We start from the raw sequence: 17,524 nt of genomic DNA on the forward strand, positions 1-17,524 counted from the left end.
CCATGACGACCTATTCCGGTGAATGCCTTTGTGGCCGGGTAAAGCTGGCCGCCCGAGGCGAACCGCTGCGCGTGGGCATCTGCCATTGCATGGACTGTCGCAAGGAGAGCGGCTCGGCCTTCACCTTCTACGCCGTCTGGCCGGCCGGCCAGTTCGAGCATCAAGGCGACACCGCCGAGTTCCGCGGCCAGCGCTTCTGCCCTCGTTGCGGGGCCCGGCTGTTTTCCCTCGACGACCAAGAGGCCGAGATCAAGCTCGGCATCCTGTCGAAGGCGCCCACGCCGCTGGTGCCGAGCTACGAGCTCTGGGTCAAGCGCCGCGAGCCCTGGCTTCAGGCCGTCCCGGGCGCCGAGCAGTTCGACGAGAACAGGGGCTGAGCCCCGGGATCAACTGCCCTGGGTCCAGCCGCCGCCCAGCGCCTTGACGAGTTGCGCCGTCGCCGCCCATTGCGCGCCGCGCAGCTGGGCCAGCGCGCGCTCGGTGGCGAGCGGCGTGCGCTCGGCCTCGGTCACGTCCAGATAGCTGACGGCGCCCTTGTCATAGCGGCTCTTGGCCACGTTCAACGCCTGGCTGCTGGACGCCAACGTGCGGTTCTGGGCGTCCACCACCGTCGCGCGCCCCTGCAGTTCGGCCAGCGCGTCGTCGACCTCGCGCAAGGCCTGCAGCATGCGGCCGCGGAAAGCGGCGAGAGACTCGTCCACCGAGGCCCTCGCGCCGGCGAGGTTGGCCTTGTTGCGGCCGCCCTCGAAGATGGGCAGCGAGATGCTCGGACCGATGTTGTACAGGCGCGCTGGCGCGGAGATCAGCGAGTCCAACTCCTTGCTCTGGTAGCCGAAGCTGCCGGTCAGGCGGATGGACGGGTAGAAGGCGGCCTCGGCAATGCCGACCTGGGCCGTCGCGGCATGCAGCTGCGCCAGGCTTTGTGCCAGGTCAGGACGGCGTTGCAGCAGCTCGGACGGCAGGCCGGCGCGGATCTGCGGCGGTGCCGGCATCGGTGACGCCCGCAGCTTCAGCTCGGCCGCGGCCTGGCCGGTCAGCGCGGCGATCTGGTTGGCCACCAGCGCCTGGCGGCGCGGCAGGTCGGCCACGTCGGCGTCGGCCGAGGCCAGTTCGGCGCGCACGCGCTCCAGGTCCTGCGTCGTCGAGGAGCCCGCGTCGAAGCGGGTCTGCGCGACCTTGAAGGCGTTGGCGCGGCTGTCGCGCAGGCGTTGCAACGCTGCGGCCTCGTCGGCCAGCGCGCGCCACTGCCAGTAGGCGGCGGCGACGTCGGCGGTCAGCGCGACGCGGGCGGCGGCAGCGTCGAGCGTGGAGGCATCCAGCTGGGCTTGCGAAGCTTCAGCCTGGCGCTTCACGCGGCCCCAGAGGTCCAGCTCCCAGCCGATGGAGGCCTGCACACCGGTCTGGGTGCCGTCGAAGGTGATGGCCTGGCCGCCCAGCACCGGCGTCGTGACCGACTTGGCGGACGTGCGCAGGTTGGTGACGCTGCCGCCGACGTCGACACGCGGCAGCTCGTCCGCCTTTGTCGCGCCATACACGGCGCGGGCGCGTTCGACCCGCGCGGCCGCGGCCGCCAGCGTGGGGCTGGCCTGCAGGGCCTGCGCTTCAAGCGCGTCGAGCTGGGCGTCGCCAAACAGCAGCCACCAGTCGCGCTGCAGCTCGGCGCCGGCCACGAGGGCTGCGGCGCGATAGGCGGCCGGTGCGTTGGCGGCTGGGGTCTGATAGTTGGGGCCCAGCGTCGTGCAGGCGGCCAGCGCCGCCGTGGCAACGAGGGTGAAAACGGTCTTGAGTTGGATCATGTTGATCTCCCGATTCAATGTGCGGCTTCGGCGGCGCCGGCGCCACCGAGCACCTTCTTGCTCATCCAGACGATGAACACGCAGCTGATCAGCGCGATGCCAAGGATCAGGAAGGCGTCGTTGTAGGCCATGACGAAGCTGTCGCGGCGCACGACGTTGTCCAGGGCCTTGATGGCCATGTCCTGGGCGGTGGCGAGGTCGGCGCCCTTGGACGCAAAGTTCTGCGCCAGCGTGTCCAGGCGAGCCTGCGTGGCGGGGTCGTAAAGGCTGATGGACTCGCCGACGCGGGCGCTGTGCAGGTGCTCGCGGTTGGTCAGCAGCGTGGCCAGCGTGGCGATGCCGACCGAGCCGCCGAGGTTGCGCATCATGTTGAACATGCCCGAGGCGCTGGGCAGCAGGTTGGGCGGGACGCCGTTCACCGCGAAGTTGGTCAGCGTGATCATGATCAGCGGCTGGCCCAGGGCGCGCACGATCTGCGCGAACAGCAGCTCGGGGCCGGCCGTGTCGGCGCTCATGTGGGTGTTCATGAAGCACGACGTGGCGAACAGCGCCAGGCCCACGCTCATCATCACGCGGTTGTCCAGCCTGGTGGACAGCTTGGCCGCGAACGGCATGATGAAGAGCTGCGGCAGGCCCATCCACATGATGACGATGCCGATCTGCATCGGCGTGTAGCTGGCGATCTGGCCGAGGTACAGCGGCAGGATGAAGGCCGAGCCGTAGAGGCCCATGCCGGTCGCAAACGCAATGACGCCGGCGATCAGGAAGCTCGGGCGGCCGAGGATGTGCAGGTCGATGAAGGTGTTCTTGCGCGTCAGGCCGCGCCAGGCCCAGCCATAGATGCCGCCCACCGCCAGCACGGCGGCCGTGATGATGAAGGGGCTTGAGAACCAGTCCTTGGCATTGCCCTCTTCCAGCATCGCGGTCAGCGAACCCAGGCCGACGGCCATGAAGACGACGCCCCACCAGTCCACCTCACGCAGCAGCCGCAAGTTCATCGGCTCCTTGTCCAGGCCGATGCTGACGCCGAGCATCAGCAGGATGCCGGGTGCCCAGTTGATGTAGAAGATGCTGGGCCAGCCATACAGCTCGGTAAGGTAGCCGCCGACGGTGGGGCCCAGCGTGGGGGCCAGCGTGGCCGTCATGCCGAACAGGGCCAGGCCGATGGGGCGCTTATTCAGTGGCAGCTTGCGCGTGACCAGCGTCATCGCCATCGGGATCATGACGCCGCCGGTGAAGCCCTGGGCCGCGCGGAAGGCGATCATGCTTTCCAGGCTCCAGGCCATGCCGCACAGCGTGCTGAAGAGCAGGAACAGCGCGACATTGATGACCAGGTAGCGCCGCGTGGAAAACACCATCGACAGGAAGCCCGCCAGCGGGATGACGACGATCTCGGCGACGAGGTAGGCGCTGGAGATCCAGGAGCCCTCTTCCTGCGTGGCCGACAGCGCGCCGAGGATGTCCCGCAGCGAGGAGTTGGTGATGGCGATGTCCAGCACCGCCATGAAGGCACCCAGCAGGCTGGCCAGCACGGCCAGCCAGGTGCGGCCGCTGACCTTCTGGTCGGGCGGCGGGGGGAGGTAGTTTTCGTTGCCCATGTCAGGCTTACTCGGAAATTTCGACTTCCACCTGCACCGAGAGGCCCGGCACGATGCGTGTCGCGGCTTCACCCAGGCTCTTCAGGCTCTCGGGCTCGAAGACAACCTTGACCGGCACGCGCTGGACGATCTTGGTGAAGTTGCCGGTCGCGTTGTCCGGCGGCAGCAGCGCGAAGCTGGCGCCCGAGGCCGGGGCAAAGCTGTCGACATGGGCTTCCAGTTCCTTGCCCGGGAAGGCGTCGACCTTCACGTGCACCTTCTGACCCGGCTTCATCTTCGCGAGCTGGGTTTCCTTGAAGTTGGCGGTGATCCAGACCTCGGGCTCGACGATGGCCGCCAACTGCTGGCCGGCCTGCACGCGCTGGCCGACCTCGACCGTGCGCTTGCCGACGCGGCCGTCGCTGGACGCGCGCAGCTCGACATAGCCAAGCTGGTTCTGAGCGTCCTTCAGCAAGGCCTGCGTCGCACTCTTTTGCGCGTTGGCCGACTGGCGCGCGCTCTCGGCGGCGGCGATGGCTTCCTTGGCGGCCGAGGCGCCGGCCTTGCGGGCGGTCAGGTCGGCGCGGGCCACGTCGCGGGCGGCAAGCGTGGCATCCAGTTCCTGCTTGCTCGTGGCGCGCAACTCGGCGCCGAACAGCGCCTGGCTGCGCTTGGCGTCCAGCTCGGTGCGGGCCAGCACGCTCTCGGCCTGGGCGACCTGCGAGTTCGTCACCGCGGCCTGGGCCTTGGACTGGGCGATCTGCGCAGCTGTCGTTGCGATGGCCGCGTCGGCCTGCGCGATCTGGGCCTTCAGGCGCTCGATCTGCACGGCGGCGTCGGACGGGTCCAGGCGCAGCAGCACATCGCCGGCCTTGACCACAGCGTTGTCCTGCATGCGCATCTCGGTGACTACACCGGCCACGCGCGTGGCGACCGGGTGCAGGCGGCCGGCGACAAAGGCGTTCTCGGTCTCGACGAGATGCTGTGCGCGCCACCACATGCGGCCACCCAGGCCGATGCCGCCGATCAGCAGGATCGCGCCGACGATGAGCAGGGGCACGGGCGGGCCGCTCTTGGCAGGCTTCGGGGCAACGGTGTTGTCTTGCGGTGCATTCATGACAGGGTTTCCTTGTTGTTGCTTGAGGTTGTTCTAGGGCTGAGGCGGCCCATGCCGCCAGACTGGAATCGCTGCAGCGCGGCCACAACCTGGCCTTCGTTGCTCATGACAAAGGGGCCGTGGCGCACGACGGGCTCGAAAAGCGGCCGGCCGCAGAAGCAGGCCAGGCGCAGCGCCTCAGCGGCCACGATGCGGGCGCCGCCACCGACGGACACGCTCAGGGCTCGGCCGGTGGTCAGTGGCAGCTCGCCGGTGTGGCCGCTGCCGTGGATGGGGATGGCAAAACCCTGCTCGCCCTCGGGCAGCACGAAATCGAAGGCAGCGCCGGCGTCAATGTCGACCAGCACCAGCGAGGTCGACCAAGGCAGGTCCAGCCCGGTGTCGGCGCTGAAGATCTGAATGGCGCGCCAGCCGTCACCCACGCGGCGCGGCATCTGCTCGGCAGCAAGCCGCATGACGGTAGGCGCGCGCAGCTTCTGCTCGGCGGGCAGGTTGACGAAGATCTGCAGGCCATGGGCTTCGCGGCCCGCCTCGATGGGAAATTCGTCATGCATGACGCCCCGGCCGGCCAGCGTCCAGTGCAGGCCACCCGGCAGGATTTCATGCTCGCCGCCCAGCGAATCGCGGCTGACCATGCCGGTGGCCGAGTCATCGAAGAGATAGGTCACCGCCGAGAAGCCGGCATGGGGGTGCGGCGCAAACGCCGGCTCGCTCATGCGGAAGTGGTCGACCATGATGAAAGGGTCGAGCAACGCCAGCGGCTCACGCCAACCCTCGGCCTGGAAGCCGGCGCCGATGCGGTGCCTTTGGGGCTGGAGAAGACGGGCGGTTGACATGATGGCCGCGACTGTAGAGAGTTCCATTTATGGCGAATAGCCACAAAACTCAAACTCACCGTTCCAGAAACGAAACGAAACCAAACGAGAAACAGCGAGATAAACGACGCCATGAAGATCGACGACCTCTTGCTGCTGGCCCAGGTTCACAAGGCGGGATCGCTGTCCGAGGCCTCCCGCCAGCTCGACCTGCCCAAGGCAACCTTGAGCCGGCGCCTCACGGCGTTGGAGACCTCGGTAGCCGCCCGCCTCTTTGTGCCCGGCGCCAGCCGGCTGACGTTGACGGAGCTGGGCGAGCAACTCGCCGAACGCGCCGCCCGCCACGAAGAGGACATCGCCGAGACGCGCGAATGGCTGGCCTCACGCGATGCCACGCCCACAGGGCGACTGCGCGTGTCCGTGCCGGCCGAGTTTGCGATGCTGGTGCTGGCGGAAAGCTTTGCTCGCTTCATACGCCGCTACCCCAAGGTGGAGCTGGAGGTGGACACGACGCCACGCCGTGTCGACCTTTTCAACGAGCCCTATGACGTGGCCGTGCGCATGGGCCCGGTGGACGAGCCCGACCTGGTGGCGCGCCAGTACATGCTGTTGGAGCGAGGCCTGTATGCCAGCCCGGTCTATCTGCAGGCCAGGCCCGCACCGCAGACGCCTGCAGACCTGGCCGAGCATGACTTCGTCGTGCTGACCCAGGGCAAGGGCATGTACCGCACGCTGCAGAACGGCAAGCAGACGGCCGAGGTGCATCCGGTTGGCCCGCTGGAAGCGAACTCCATCGGCCTGGTGCTGTCGTTGACGCGCGCCGGCGGCGGGCTCGGCAGCTTTCCCTTCGGCATGGTGGCGTCGGACATCGTGGCGGGCACCCTGGTGCCCGTGTTGCCCGAGTGGAGCTACGAGCCCCTGCCCGTGACGCTGCTGACGGCCAGCCGCCGGCTGATGCCGGCCAAGACGCGCGCCTTCATCGACCACCTGTTCGAGACCGTGCCCGAATGGGCGCATGTGAAGGGCGTGCTGGGGCCGGACGCGACGCCGCGGCGCAAGCCCTGATCAGGCGCCGGCCGGCCGCGCCACCTCCACCGCCGGGGCGGCGTACTCGACCTGTTCGATGCGAGCGATGAAGCGCGAGGCCGACGGTGAATCGGCCTCGCGCGTCTCGCGGCGGATGTCGGCGGGCATTCGCCCATCGTAGCCAGCCTCGTGCTCAGTTCACCTGGGCAAAGAAGCTGCGGATGTCATCGATCAGCAACCGCGGCGCATCCGTTGCGGCGAAGTGGCCGCCCTCCGGCATCTCGGTCCACTGGCGGATGTTGCTGTGCGAACGCTCGGCAAAGGCCCGCACGGAGCGAAAGTCGTTCGGGAAGGAGGCGACCGCGGTGGGCGCCGCGTTGGGCAGCTCGCGGTAGCCGGCGCCGGTGCGGGCGTTCTCCAGATAGAACTCGGCCGCCTGGCCGCCGGTGGCCGTGAACCAGTACAGCGACACATGCGTCAGGAAACGCTCGCGATCCATCGTGGTGGCGGCCTCGCCCTCGAAGCCGAAGAAGAGCTCGGCATTCCAGGCCAGCTGCGCGACCGGTGAATCGACCAGGCCGAAGCCGAGCGTCGCCGGCCGCTTGGACTGGATCTCGGCGTAGCCGTTGTACTTCTGGAAGCGCGCCAGGTTGCCCAGGCCGGCCTTCTCGAAAGGCGACAGCTTCTCCATCTCGCCCGGCGCGCCGCTCGGGAAGGCAAAGATCTGCTGCAGGTGCACGCCCACCAGCCCTTGCGGATTCAGGATGCCCAACTCGCGGGTCAACAGCGCGCCGGCGTCGCCGCCCTGCGCGCCGTAGCGCTCATAGCCGAGGCGCTTCATCAGCACATCCCACGCGGCGGCGGTGCGGGCGGCGTCCCAGCCGGGCCCCGCCAGCGGCGACGAGAACGCGAAGCCAGGCAGCGACGGGATGACGAGATGGAAGGCCTGCGCGGGGTCGAGGCCATGGGCGCGCGGGTCGCTCAGCGGGCCGATCAGGTCGAGGAACTCGGCCACCGTGCTGGGCCAGCCATGGGTGAGGATCAGCGGCAGCGCATGCGGCTCGGGCGAGCGCACGTGCAGAAAGTGGATCGTCTGGCCGTCGATCTCGGTTGTGAACTGCGGGTGGCGGTTCAGCGCGGCTTCCTGCTGGCGCCAGTCGAAACCGTTCAGCCACTGGTGGGCCAGTTCACGGACGAAGGCGACGGGCTGGCCGCGGCTCCAGTCCTGCGCCACGGCCTGCGGCCAGCGCGTCTGGCGCAGGCGCTGCTTCAGGTCGTCGATGGCGGCTTGCGGGATGTCGATGTGGAAGGGGCGGATGGCAGCGGTCATGGTGGGCTCCAGGTGAGGTGAATCGATGGAACCCAGTGTCCGCAGCGGTCGGTTGGGGGTCTTGTAAAAACCCGCCACGGGGCGCTCGCATTTCTTCATCCACCGGCTGTCCGAAAGCTGTCGCCAGGGCTGCGGCTCTCGTCACACAATGACCGGCGCCGCCTCCCGCGCGGCGGCGTACTTCCAAGACTCAAGGAGCCGCACATGAAAAGGATTTCCCAGCTCAACGTCATCGCGCTCACGGCGGCCCTGCTGCCAGCCGCCGGCTTCTGCGCCGAAACGGCGACCGCACACCCCGGCCAGCACCCGGCCCACTGGACTTACAGCGGCGTGACCGGGCCGGCCAAATGGGCCAGCGTCGACGAGAAGTTCGGCACCTGCGCGATGGGGCAGACCCAGTCGCCCATCGACATCCGCACCACCGACGTCCAGTCGGCTGCCCTGCCCGCGATCAGCTTCGACTACAAGCCCACGCCGCTGAAGATCATCGACAACGGCCACACCGTGCAGGTCAACATCGCGCCGGGCAGTTCGATCACCGTCGGCGACAAGCGCTACGAGCTGCTGCAGTTCCACTTCCACAAGCCCAGCGAGGAACGGGTGAACGGCAAAGCCTATCCGCTCGTGGCTCATCTCGTTCACAAGAGCGAGGACGGCAAACTGGCCGTCGTGGCGGTCTTGATGGACAAGGGCGCCAGGCTGCCGCTGATCCAGGCCGTGTTCGACAACCTGCCCAAGGCCAAGGAGCAGGAGTCCAGCGTCGCCGGCCTTGGCATCGACCTGAACGCCCTGCTGCCCGACAACCGCGCCTACTACAGCTTCGCCGGCTCGCTGACGACGCCGCCCTGCAGCGAAGGCGTCAGCTGGTTCGTGCTGAAGACGCCGGTGCAGGTGTCTGCCGAGCAGATCGCCCGCTTTGGCCGCGTCTATGCGATGAACGCCCGACCCGTGCAGCCGCTCAACGGCCGGGTCATCCAGGTCAGCCAGTGAGCGGGCGGGCGCTGCTCAGGCGCCCGTCTCCAACAAGGCCCGCAGGCCGGCCTCGTCGAGCACGGGGACGCCGAGGCTGCGGGCCTTCTCCAGCTTGCTGCCGGCCTCCTCGCCGGCGATGACGTAATTCGTCTTCTTCGACACCGAGCCGCTGACCTTGCCGCCCGCCTCCTCGATCAAGGCCTGGGCCTCGTCGCGCGAGAGTGTCGGCAGCGTGCCTGTCAACACCAGCGTCTTGCCCAGCAGCGGCCGCGGCCGGTCGTCGGCCTCGCCCGCGCTTTCCTTCGGTTGGACGCCAGCCGCCAGCAACTGCTCTACAACCTCGACGTTGTGCGGCTGCGCAAAGAACGTGTGGATGCTGGCCGCGACGATGGGGCCGACATCAGGCACTTCGAGCAATTGCTCGACGCTGGCGTTCATCAGCTTGTCCAGCGTGCCAAAGTGCCGCGCCAGCTCCTTGGCCGTCGTCTCGCCAACCTGGCGGATGCCGAGCGAAAACAGGAAGCGCGCGAGCGTGGGCGTCTTGCTCTTCTCCAGCGCGTCGACGATGTTCTGCGCGCTCTTCTCGGCCATGCGGTCCAGCGCTGCCAGCTTGGCGACGCCGAGCTTGTAGAGGCCCGGCAGGCTCAGCACGATGCCGGCGTCGACGAGCTGCTCGACCAGCTTGTCGCCCAGGCCTTCGATGTCCATCGCGCGGCGGCCGGCGAAGTGCAGCATGGCCTGCTTGCGCTGGGCCGGGCAGAAGACGCCGCCCGAGCAGCGGTGGTCCATGCCGCCGCGCTCGCGCACGACCTCGCTTTTGCAGACGGGGCAGGCGCGCGGCATGTGGAAGTTGGGCACGTAGCTGGCGCGCTCGCCGGGCACGCGGCCGACGACCTCGGGGATCACGTCGCCCGCCCGGCGGATGATGACCTTGTCGCCGACGCGCACGCCCTTGCGGCGCATCTCGAAGACGTTATGCAGCGTGGCGTTGCTGACGGTCGTGCCGCCGACGAATACCGGGTCCAGCCGCGCCACCGGCGTCAGCTTCCCTGTCCGACCCACCTGCACGTCGATGGCCAGCAGTGTCGTCACCTGCTCTTGGGCCGGGTATTTGTGGGCCACGGCCCAGCGCGGCTCGCGGGTCTTGAAGCCGAGCCTCTGCTGCAGCTCGCGGGAATTGACCTTGTAGACGACGCCGTCGATGTCGAAGGGCAGATCGTCACGCGCTGCGGCCACGCGCTGGTGGAATTCGACCAGGCCCGCCGTACCGGCTGCGACCGTGCGCAGCTTGTTGACGGGCACGCCGAAGTCGGCCAAGGCATCGAGCAGGCCGGACTGCGTCGCCGGCAGCGCCCAGCCCTGCACGTCGCCGATGCCATAGGCGTAGAAGCTCAGCGGCTTGTCGCGGGCCTGGCGCGAGTCGAGCTGGCGGATGGCGCCGGCGGCCGTGTTCCGCGGGTTCACGAAGGTCTTGTCACCCTTGGCACGCTGGCGCTCGTTCAGCGCCTCGAAGGCGTCGCGGCGCATGTACACCTCGCCGCGCACTTCCAGCACCGGTGGCGCATCACCTTTCAAGCGCAGCGGGATCTGGCCGATGGTGCGCACGTTGTGCGTGACGTCCTCGCCCGTCTCGCCGTCACCACGCGTGGCGGCCTGCACCAGCACGCCGGCTTCAAAGCGCAGGTTGATGGCCAGGCCGTCGAATTTCAGCTCGGCGTTGTAATCGACCGGCGGGTCGCCTTCCTTCAGCCCCAGCTCGCGGCGCACGCGCGCGTCGAAGGCGATGGCGCCGCCCTCGGTCGTGTCGGTCTCGGTCGTGATCGACAGCATGGGCACGACATGGCGCACCGGCGTCAGGCCGGGCAGCACGGCACCGATGACGCGCTGGGTCGGCGAGTCCGGCGTCTGCAGTTCGGGGTGGGCCGCCTCGATGGCCTGCAGTTCGGCAAAGAGCTTGTCGTACTCGGCGTCCGGCAGTTCGGGCGCGTCGAGCACGTAGTACTGGTGGGCGTGATGGTTCAGCTGGGCGCGCAGATCGGCGGCGCGGGAGGCGGGGGCGGCGGTCATGGGGGCATTTTGTCGCGGTCGGACAATCCGTCGCATGAGCTCCCGTGTCGATTTCCTGCACGCCGGCCCCGCCGTCGGTTTCGACCAGCCCTTCGAGATGCTGGCCGCCTGTCACGAGCGCGTGCGCCGCAGCCTGGACCTGCTGCAGCGCCTGCATGCACATGTCCAGCAGCATGGCGTGGACGCCCAGGCGCGCGACGCTGCGGCCGATGTGCTGCGCTATTTCGACCGCGCCGGCCCGGCTCACCACGAAGACGAGGAGCGTCATGTGCTGCCGCGGCTGCGCAGGGCTGGCCTGACGGATCTGGCCGATCGACTGCACGCCGACCACGTCGAGATGGGGCGACTGTGGGCGCTGTTGCGCGAGCCTCTGCTCGCATGGACCGGCGGAAGAACCGCGCCTCTTGATGCCAACTTGTTACTTAACTACACAACTCTCTATCAGGCCCATTTGGCAGCCGAAGACGATCAAGCATTCCCCATCGCTCAGTCCAATCTGGACAAAGCGTCCCTCTCCAAGATTGGAGAAGAGATGGCATCGCGTCGGAAATCGCCCTGAGCCACCTCGCCGCCGCCGAATGTTCTAGGGATTTTGCTCGTTGATTGGTAGTTTTCCTACATTTCAATTGCCGCCGTCTGTCTAGAGTCGCGGCACTTTCCTGAACGGGAAAGGCGGCCAGGGCAAGCAGTCGATTGGCCGAACCCAGCCGCCCCATGACGAGGGCGGCGGTCGACCCACATGACGGAGACAACACCCATGCCATCGCTGCTGCCCGCGAGCTTCCGACTCGCCCCTTCGCTCTCGTTCGCGCTCGCACTGAGCGCCGCCCTCGCCTCACCGGCCCACGCGCTGAACCCCAACTCGACATCGGTCCAGATGTTCGAGTGGTCATGGCCCGACATCGCCACCGAATGCACCCAATGGCTGGGCCCCAAGGGCTTTGGCGGCGTGCAGATCTCGCCGCCCGGCGCGTCCAAGAACGCCAATGGCTGGTGGGGCGTCTACCAGCCCGTCAACTACACCAACCTGACCAGCCGCATGGGCACGCCCGGGCAGCTACAGACCATGATCAACACCTGCCACACGGCCGGTGTGCGCGTCTATGCCGACATCGTCGTCAACCAGATGGCCGACGGCAGCGGCACGGCCACCGATGGCTCGACCTGGAACGCCGGCACGCTCGCCTACCCCTTCTTCAGCGCCAGCGACTTCCACGCCAACTGCAACATCAACGACGGCGACTACAACTCGCCGTCGGGCCGCAGCAATGTGCAGAACTGCCGCCTGGGCGGCCTGCCAGACCTCGCCACCGAAAGCAGCTATGTGCAGGGCCAGATCGTCAACTACCTGAAGGCCCTGCTGGCCATGGGCGTGGATGGCTTCCGCATCGATGCGTCCAAGCACATGCCGGCCGGCGCCTGGACGTCGATCATGAACGCCGTGAAGGCCGCCTACCCGACGACGCTGCAGGGCGAGCCGATCTGGGTCACGCAGGAGATCATCAACGACGGCGAGGTGGACCGGCCGAGCTACTTCCCCGTAGGCACGCTCAACGAGTTCCAGTTCACGTCGGCGATGCGCGACATTTTCCGAAACAACAGCGGCCTGAACCTCGCGAGCATCCCGAGCGTCATGGGCACCTGGGGCAACTGGGGCGGCAGCTGGGGCTTCATCCAGCCGCAGAACGCGACCGTCTTCATCACCAACTGGGACACCGAGCGCAACGGCGGCTCGCTGAACATCAACAACAACGGCGGCGCCGATGCGACCGGGCAGCGCTACACGCTGGCGCACGTCTTCATGCTGGCCCAGGGCTATGGCGAGGCCCAGCTCTATTCGGGCTTCAAGTTCACCGACACCGGTGCCGACCGCCCCAGCGCCAGCCCCTATAGCGGCGGCGCGCCACAGATCAACGTCGTCTGGGACTTCGCCCACCGCTGGACGCCGCTGGCGAACATGGTGGCCTTCCGCAATGCCAGCCTCGGCCAGGCGCAGCAGAACTGGATCGTCGGCAACAACGGCAACCAGGTCGCCTTCAGCCGCGGCAATGTGGGCTTCGTCGCGCTGAACAACAGCGGCAGTGCCTGGACGCGCACGTTTGCCACGGGTCTCTCCGCAGGCACCTACTGCAACGTCATCAACGGCACGAAGAACGCCGCCGGTACTGGCTGCACGGCCGACTCGATCACGGTGGATGCCAGCGGCAACGCCAGCATCACGGTGCCGGCCAACAGCGGCAGCCCCACGCCGGCCGTGGCCATCTACACCGGGCAGAAGACCAGCGGCGGCGGCAGCAGCAGCTGTGCCGTGACCTTCACGATCGCCAACGCCAACACGGTGATGGGCGAAAACCTGCGCGTCGTTGGCAACGTGACCGGTCTCGGCGCCTGGGCACCGGGCTCGGGCTTCGCGCTGACCATCCAGGGCTCGGGCGCCAACGTGCCGTGGACGGGCACCGTCAGCCTGCCTGCCGGCACGGCGATCCAGTACAAGTACGTGAAGTGGAACGGCTCGTCGGCCGTCTGGGAAAGCAATCAAGCCACCGGCAGCGGCAACCGCGAGTTCACGAGCTGCGCCAGCGGTTCGCAGGCTCGCAGCGACGGCAACTTCAAACCCTGACGGCAGGCGCTACCGCGGTGATCATGACCTGGTCGACCCGGTAGCTGTCCACGTCAACCACCTCGAAGCGCCAGCCTTCCCACTCGACGACATCGGTGCGCCGCGGAATGCGGCGCAGCATGACCATCAGGAAGCCGGCCAGCGTGTCATAGGTACCAGCATGCGGCCAGCCCTCGATACCGAGCGACCGCTCGACATCCGGGATGGGCGTGATGCCGTCGGCGAGGAAGGAACCGTCCTCGCGGCGCACGATCTGCTCCTCGTCGTGCGGCGCGACCAGGCTGCCCATCACCGTGTTCATCACGTCGTTCAGCGTGATGACGCCCACCACGCGGCTGTACTCGTTGACGACGACGGCGAAGTCCTCATGCGCGTCGCGGAACTGGGTCAGCATCTCGGACAGCGTCAGCCTGTCGGGCACGATCAGCACTTTCTTGACCAGCACGCCGCCGTCCTCGCGCAGCGACAGTTTCTCGTCGCGCAGCACACGCTGGAACAGGTCGGTTGCGTCCACGTAGCCGACGACCTGGTCGACGTCGCCGTCGCAGACGACGTAAGTCGAGTGGGGCGTGTCGGCGATGCGGTTGCGGATCAGCACGTCATCGTCGTCGCGCGAGAAGAAGACGATGCGCTCGCGCTCCGTCATCACCGTCTCGACGGTGCGCGTGTCCAACTCGAACACGTTGGCGATGACCTGCTGCTCCTCGTCCGCGACGACGCCGGCCTGGTAGCCGGCCTCGGTCAGCGCGAGGATGTCGCGGTAGCTGATGGTCTCGTCACGCTTGGCCGGCAGGCCCAGCACGCGGATCAAGCCCTCGGTGATGCCGCTGAACAACCAGGCCAGGGGCTTCAGCACGCGGCACAGGGCCAGCATGGGGCCTACCAGCGTCATGGCGACGCGCTCCGGCTCGTTCATCGACAAGCGCTTGGGCACCAGGTCGGCCAGCACGATGAAGAGCGATGTGATGCTGATGAAGGACGCGGCAAAGCCCAGCGTCGCGGCCAGTTCGGGTGAAACGACGAGGCGCAGCGCCGCTTCGAAATGCGGCGTGAACGCACCCTCGCCAACGATGCCGGCCAGGATGGCGACCGTGTTGACGCCGATTTGCACGACGGTGAAGTAGTCGCCCGGGTGTTCCTGCACAGCCAGCACCTTGGCTGCGCGGGCATCGCCGGAGTCGGCGCGCTGCTGCAGGTTGAGCCGCCGCGAGGCCGCCAGTGACAGCTCGGCCATCGAGAAGAAGGCGCTGGCGGCGATGAGGAGGGCAATCAGCAGCAGGCTGGTGGTCAAGCGCCGAGTCCGAGGTCTGAATGGAGCTTCAGTTTATTCCGCGATCCCGCCCTCACGGCTGCACCGCTCCAGGAAGGCCGTCGCCTCTCGCACGGGCTGCGGGCGCGCATAGCCAAAGCCCTGCATCACGTCGCAATGCCAGTTGCGCAGGCAGGCCTCCTGGCTGGCATCCTCAACGCCTTCGGCCACCACCGTCATACCCAGGCTGTGCGACAGCTGGATCATGGCCTGCACGATGGCCGCACCGCCCTCGTCCTGGCCGAGGTCTCGCACGAAGGCGCGGTCGATCTTCAGGCGGTTGATGGGAAAGCGCTTCAGATAGGCCAGGCTCGAATAGCCGGTGCCGAAGTCATCGATGGCCAGGTGCAGGCCCAGCGCACGCAGCTCGGCCATCTTGGTGATGGTGGACTCGGCGTCGTCCATCATGGCGCCCTCGGTGATCTCCAGCTCGATGAAGTGCGGGTCCATGCCGCTGCTCTCCAGCGCCTCGCGCACCGTGGCCATGAACTCGGGATGCTGGAACTGCCGCGGCGAGATGTTGATGGCCATCACGGGCCGGCCCAGCCCGCTGTCATGCCAGATCCTGGCCTGGCGGCAGGCCTGCTGCAGCACCCAGCGGCCAATGGGCACGATGAGACCGGATTCCTCGGCCAGCGGAATGAAGCGGTCCGGCGCAATCAGGCCGTCGGGGCTGCGCCAGCGCAGCAGGGCCTCAAAGCCCGACAGCCTGCGCGTGCGCAGATCGCACTGCGCCTGGTAGAAGAGTTCGAGTTCACCGCGCTCCAGGGCCTGTGACAGCCGTGCTTCCAGTTGCAGCCGGTCCTGCTGGTCGGCCAGCAGGCCTGCCGTGAAAACCACCGCGCTGTTGCCCGGCTGGCCCTGCGCCTGTCGCATGGCGAGCTGGATGGCCTTGGCCACGTCGGAGGTCTGCGCGCCGTGCCGCGGGTATTCAGCGGCACCGATGCTCAAGGTCACCGCGAGCTGCTGGCGCTGCACTTCGAAGACAGGCTGCATCACCTGCAGCAGCTGCTCCAGCAGGCTGCGCAGGGCGGCGTCATCGCCCAGTGCGGGCACGATGGCACCGAAGGAAAGTCCGTCCATCCGGTAGAGCCGGCCGCCGGCGCCCTCGACGACGGACTTCAGCCGAGCTGCCACCTGGCACAGCAAGTCGTCACCGGCGGCATGGCCCAGGCTGCCCATGATGCGGCTGAAGCGATTGATGGCTATCCCCAAGCCGATGAAGCTCTCGTTGCCGAGCTCCCGGGCCCGCCGCTCCAGTGCGCGCCGGTTGGGCAGGCCGGTCACGCGGTCATGCAGGCCGACGTAAGCCAGCTCGGCGTTGTGGGCCTGCAGCGTGCGGTTGGCCTTGCGGGCGCGGCGATACAGGGTCACCGTCAGCAGCACGACGATGAGCAGGGCGAGGGCCAGGCCCAGGGTCAGCCGCCTTTCGCTGCTGTGGCGCTCGAGCTGGCTGGCTTGCAGCTCGTTGTCATGCTTGAGGCTCTCCAGGGCGCGCTGGTTCTGCTCGAAGCTGGAGCGGCGCTGCAGTTCCAGCACCGTGCTGACACGGTCGTTGCGCACCAGCTCGGCCTCCAGCCCCAGTGCCTTGCGCGATTGGCGCAGCGCGCCCGCCGCATCGCCCAGGGCTTCCAGCAGGCCGGCATGCCGGTTCAACTGCTCCAGCAGGCGCACCTTGCGGCCCTGCTTCTCCAGCGACGCCAGGCCCTCGTTCACCAGTTGGTCGCCGGGGGCCGTCTGGCGCAAGCCGAGTCGCGCCAGCCCGGAACTGATCGTGGCCACGGCCACAGCGTCCTCGTCACCTTCCTGTCGGGCCAACTTCAGCGCAGTCTCGGCATAGCGCTGCGCGGCCACAAAGTTGCGTGCGCTCAGGTGCAGGTCGGCCAGTTCCTGCACGACCTCCGCCTGGGTGTTGAACCAGGTCGCGCTGCCTGAAGCAGGATTCACGGCGGCAGCGCTGGCGGCCAGCGTGGGCTCGATCTGGGCGGCCAGCCGATGGGCCTGCTCCCGGGCCTGGTCGCGCGCCGGGCCGCGTCCGCCCTCCTCCTCGGCCAAGGATTCGATCAACTTGGCCGCCAGTTGCAGGGGCAGGCTGCCCGCGGACTCGGCCAGGCGAAAGGCCTGCTGCGCATCAGCACGGGCACCGTCGATGTCGTGCAGGACCAGGCGTATGGGCGCCAGCGCCATATGGGCCTGCGCCCCGCGCCGCGGGTTGGACTGGGCCTGCGCCGACCGGCTCGCCGCCGCGTAGCTGCGCAGGCCTTCCTGCAAATGCCCCGTCGCCAGGCTCAGATTGCCCGCTGTCATGAAGACCCAGTAACGCAGAGGCTCGTCCTGGGTCTTTTCCACCCAGGGCAGGGACGCGTTCACCCAGTCGTAGGCGACGCTCAGGCGGCCCGACAGTTGCAGGACGGTCGCGCGCAGTGCCAGCGCCGAAGCCATGGCCGCGGCGTTGCCTTCGCGCTCCCCCAGGTCGATGAGCTCGGCCGTCGCCGCATCGACCACCGTGAACTGGTCCATCATGCCGTGGGCATAGCCCCAGGCGGCGAGGAAGACGCGCAGGTTGTCGCCGCCCAGAGCGCGGGCCTGCGCTTCCAGCGGCCGCAGGCGCGCGACCACCTCGGGCGGCTCGCTGCCATGGCTGGCTTCGATGGCTTCGATCTGCTGGGCGAGCGTGGGGGCGGCGAGGCTTGGCCCAGCGAGCAGCGACAGCAGCAACAGCCAACCCACCAGCCAGAACTGGGTGGCTGGACGAAGGATGGGACTGAAAACTTGGAGGAAGCCGCCGCTGCGCATCAGGCTTGAAGGGCCGTGTAACGCGCAGACTTTAGAAGCTTTGCCCCCCGCCGCCCCGTGGGCTGTCAGTCAGACCGCGGCGTTTGCGCGGCCAATGTC

The 17,524-nt window shown here is 68.0% G+C and carries 14 protein-coding genes; 5 read left to right on the forward strand and 9 right to left on the reverse strand.

Going from position 1 to position 17,524, the window contains the following annotated elements; genetic code table 11:
- Positions 1-2 precede the first annotated feature (2 nt).
- The gene (locus tag AC1DW0_RS10505) at positions 3-377 is read left to right on the forward strand and encodes a GFA family protein (RefSeq protein ID WP_477945752.1); all 375 of its coding nucleotides are present in this window, start codon (positions 3-5) and stop codon (positions 375-377) included.
- Between the two features lie 9 nt (positions 378-386).
- Here the strand turns inward: AC1DW0_RS10505 and AC1DW0_RS10510 are convergent, their stop codons facing one another.
- From AC1DW0_RS10510 to AC1DW0_RS10525, 4 genes are read right to left on the reverse strand one after another with little or no spacing between them, the layout of a single operon-like run.
- Complete coding sequence (locus AC1DW0_RS10510) at positions 387-1,796, reverse strand: efflux transporter outer membrane subunit (RefSeq protein ID WP_477945754.1); 1,410 nt, start codon at positions 1,794-1,796, stop codon at positions 387-389.
- A gap of 14 nt (positions 1,797-1,810) precedes the next feature.
- On the reverse strand, positions 1,811-3,394 hold the full coding sequence (locus AC1DW0_RS10515) for a DHA2 family efflux MFS transporter permease subunit (RefSeq protein ID WP_477945756.1): 1,584 nt from the start codon (positions 3,392-3,394) through the stop codon (positions 1,811-1,813).
- 7 nt (positions 3,395-3,401) lie between these two features.
- Complete coding sequence (locus AC1DW0_RS10520) at positions 3,402-4,490, reverse strand: HlyD family secretion protein (RefSeq protein WP_477857584.1); 1,089 nt, start codon at positions 4,488-4,490, stop codon at positions 3,402-3,404.
- Positions 4,487-5,353 carry a pirin family protein gene (locus AC1DW0_RS10525; protein ID WP_082532918.1) on the reverse strand — a complete coding sequence of 289 codons (867 nt, stop codon included), beginning with the start codon at positions 5,351-5,353 and terminating at the stop codon, positions 4,487-4,489. Before AC1DW0_RS10525 ends, AC1DW0_RS10520 begins: the two co-directional genes overlap by 4 nt.
- A gap of 84 nt (positions 5,354-5,437) precedes the next feature.
- Between AC1DW0_RS10525 and AC1DW0_RS10530 the strand changes: the two genes are divergently transcribed.
- Positions 5,438-6,370 carry a LysR family transcriptional regulator gene (locus tag AC1DW0_RS10530; RefSeq protein WP_056202187.1) on the forward strand — a complete coding sequence of 311 codons (933 nt, stop codon included), beginning with the start codon at positions 5,438-5,440 and terminating at the stop codon, positions 6,368-6,370.
- Here AC1DW0_RS10530 and AC1DW0_RS10535 read toward each other — a convergent pair whose 3' ends face one another.
- Positions 6,371-6,499 carry a hypothetical protein gene (locus AC1DW0_RS10535; protein WP_268795282.1) on the reverse strand — a complete coding sequence of 43 codons (129 nt, stop codon included), beginning with the start codon at positions 6,497-6,499 and terminating at the stop codon, positions 6,371-6,373.
- Between the two features lie 25 nt (positions 6,500-6,524).
- Entirely contained in the window at positions 6,525-7,661 is a 1,137-nt protein-coding gene (locus tag AC1DW0_RS10540) for an epoxide hydrolase family protein (protein WP_056202534.1), read from the reverse strand.
- Between the two features lie 204 nt (positions 7,662-7,865).
- On the opposite strand from AC1DW0_RS10540, the gene AC1DW0_RS10545 reads away from it, so the two are divergent.
- Positions 7,866-8,651: a carbonic anhydrase gene (locus AC1DW0_RS10545; RefSeq protein ID WP_056202185.1), complete on the forward strand. Its 786-nt coding sequence runs from the start codon at positions 7,866-7,868 to the stop codon at positions 8,649-8,651.
- Between the two features lie 15 nt (positions 8,652-8,666).
- Here AC1DW0_RS10545 and ligA read toward each other — a convergent pair whose 3' ends face one another.
- Positions 8,667-10,700 (reverse strand): NAD-dependent DNA ligase LigA, encoded by a 2,034-nt coding sequence (gene ligA, locus AC1DW0_RS10550; RefSeq protein WP_477945759.1) that lies wholly within the window; start codon positions 10,698-10,700, stop codon positions 8,667-8,669.
- Between the two features lie 34 nt (positions 10,701-10,734).
- On the opposite strand from ligA, the gene AC1DW0_RS10555 reads away from it, so the two are divergent.
- Together AC1DW0_RS10555 and AC1DW0_RS10560 are read left to right on the forward strand one after the other, a co-directional pair.
- Positions 10,735-11,259, forward strand: coding sequence for a hemerythrin domain-containing protein (locus AC1DW0_RS10555; RefSeq protein WP_477945761.1), 525 nt, complete (start codon positions 10,735-10,737; stop codon positions 11,257-11,259).
- Between the two features lie 198 nt (positions 11,260-11,457).
- Positions 11,458-13,320, forward strand: a complete 1,863-nt coding sequence (locus AC1DW0_RS10560; RefSeq protein WP_477945763.1) for a carbohydrate-binding module family 20 domain-containing protein — start codon at positions 11,458-11,460, stop codon at positions 13,318-13,320.
- On the opposite strand, the gene paeA is transcribed toward AC1DW0_RS10560, so the two are convergent.
- On the reverse strand, positions 13,310-14,611 hold the full coding sequence (gene paeA / locus AC1DW0_RS10565; RefSeq protein ID WP_056202175.1) for a polyamine export protein PaeA: 1,302 nt from the start codon (positions 14,609-14,611) through the stop codon (positions 13,310-13,312). The two genes, AC1DW0_RS10560 and paeA, sit on opposite strands and share 11 nt — an antisense overlap.
- Positions 14,612-14,644: 33 nt before the next feature.
- The gene (locus tag AC1DW0_RS10570) at positions 14,645-17,425 is read right to left on the reverse strand and encodes a putative bifunctional diguanylate cyclase/phosphodiesterase (RefSeq protein WP_477945766.1); all 2,781 of its coding nucleotides are present in this window, start codon (positions 17,423-17,425) and stop codon (positions 14,645-14,647) included.
- Positions 17,426-17,524 lie beyond the last annotated feature (99 nt).

It is taken from the genome of Roseateles sp. P4_D2 (genome assembly GCF_056401875.1).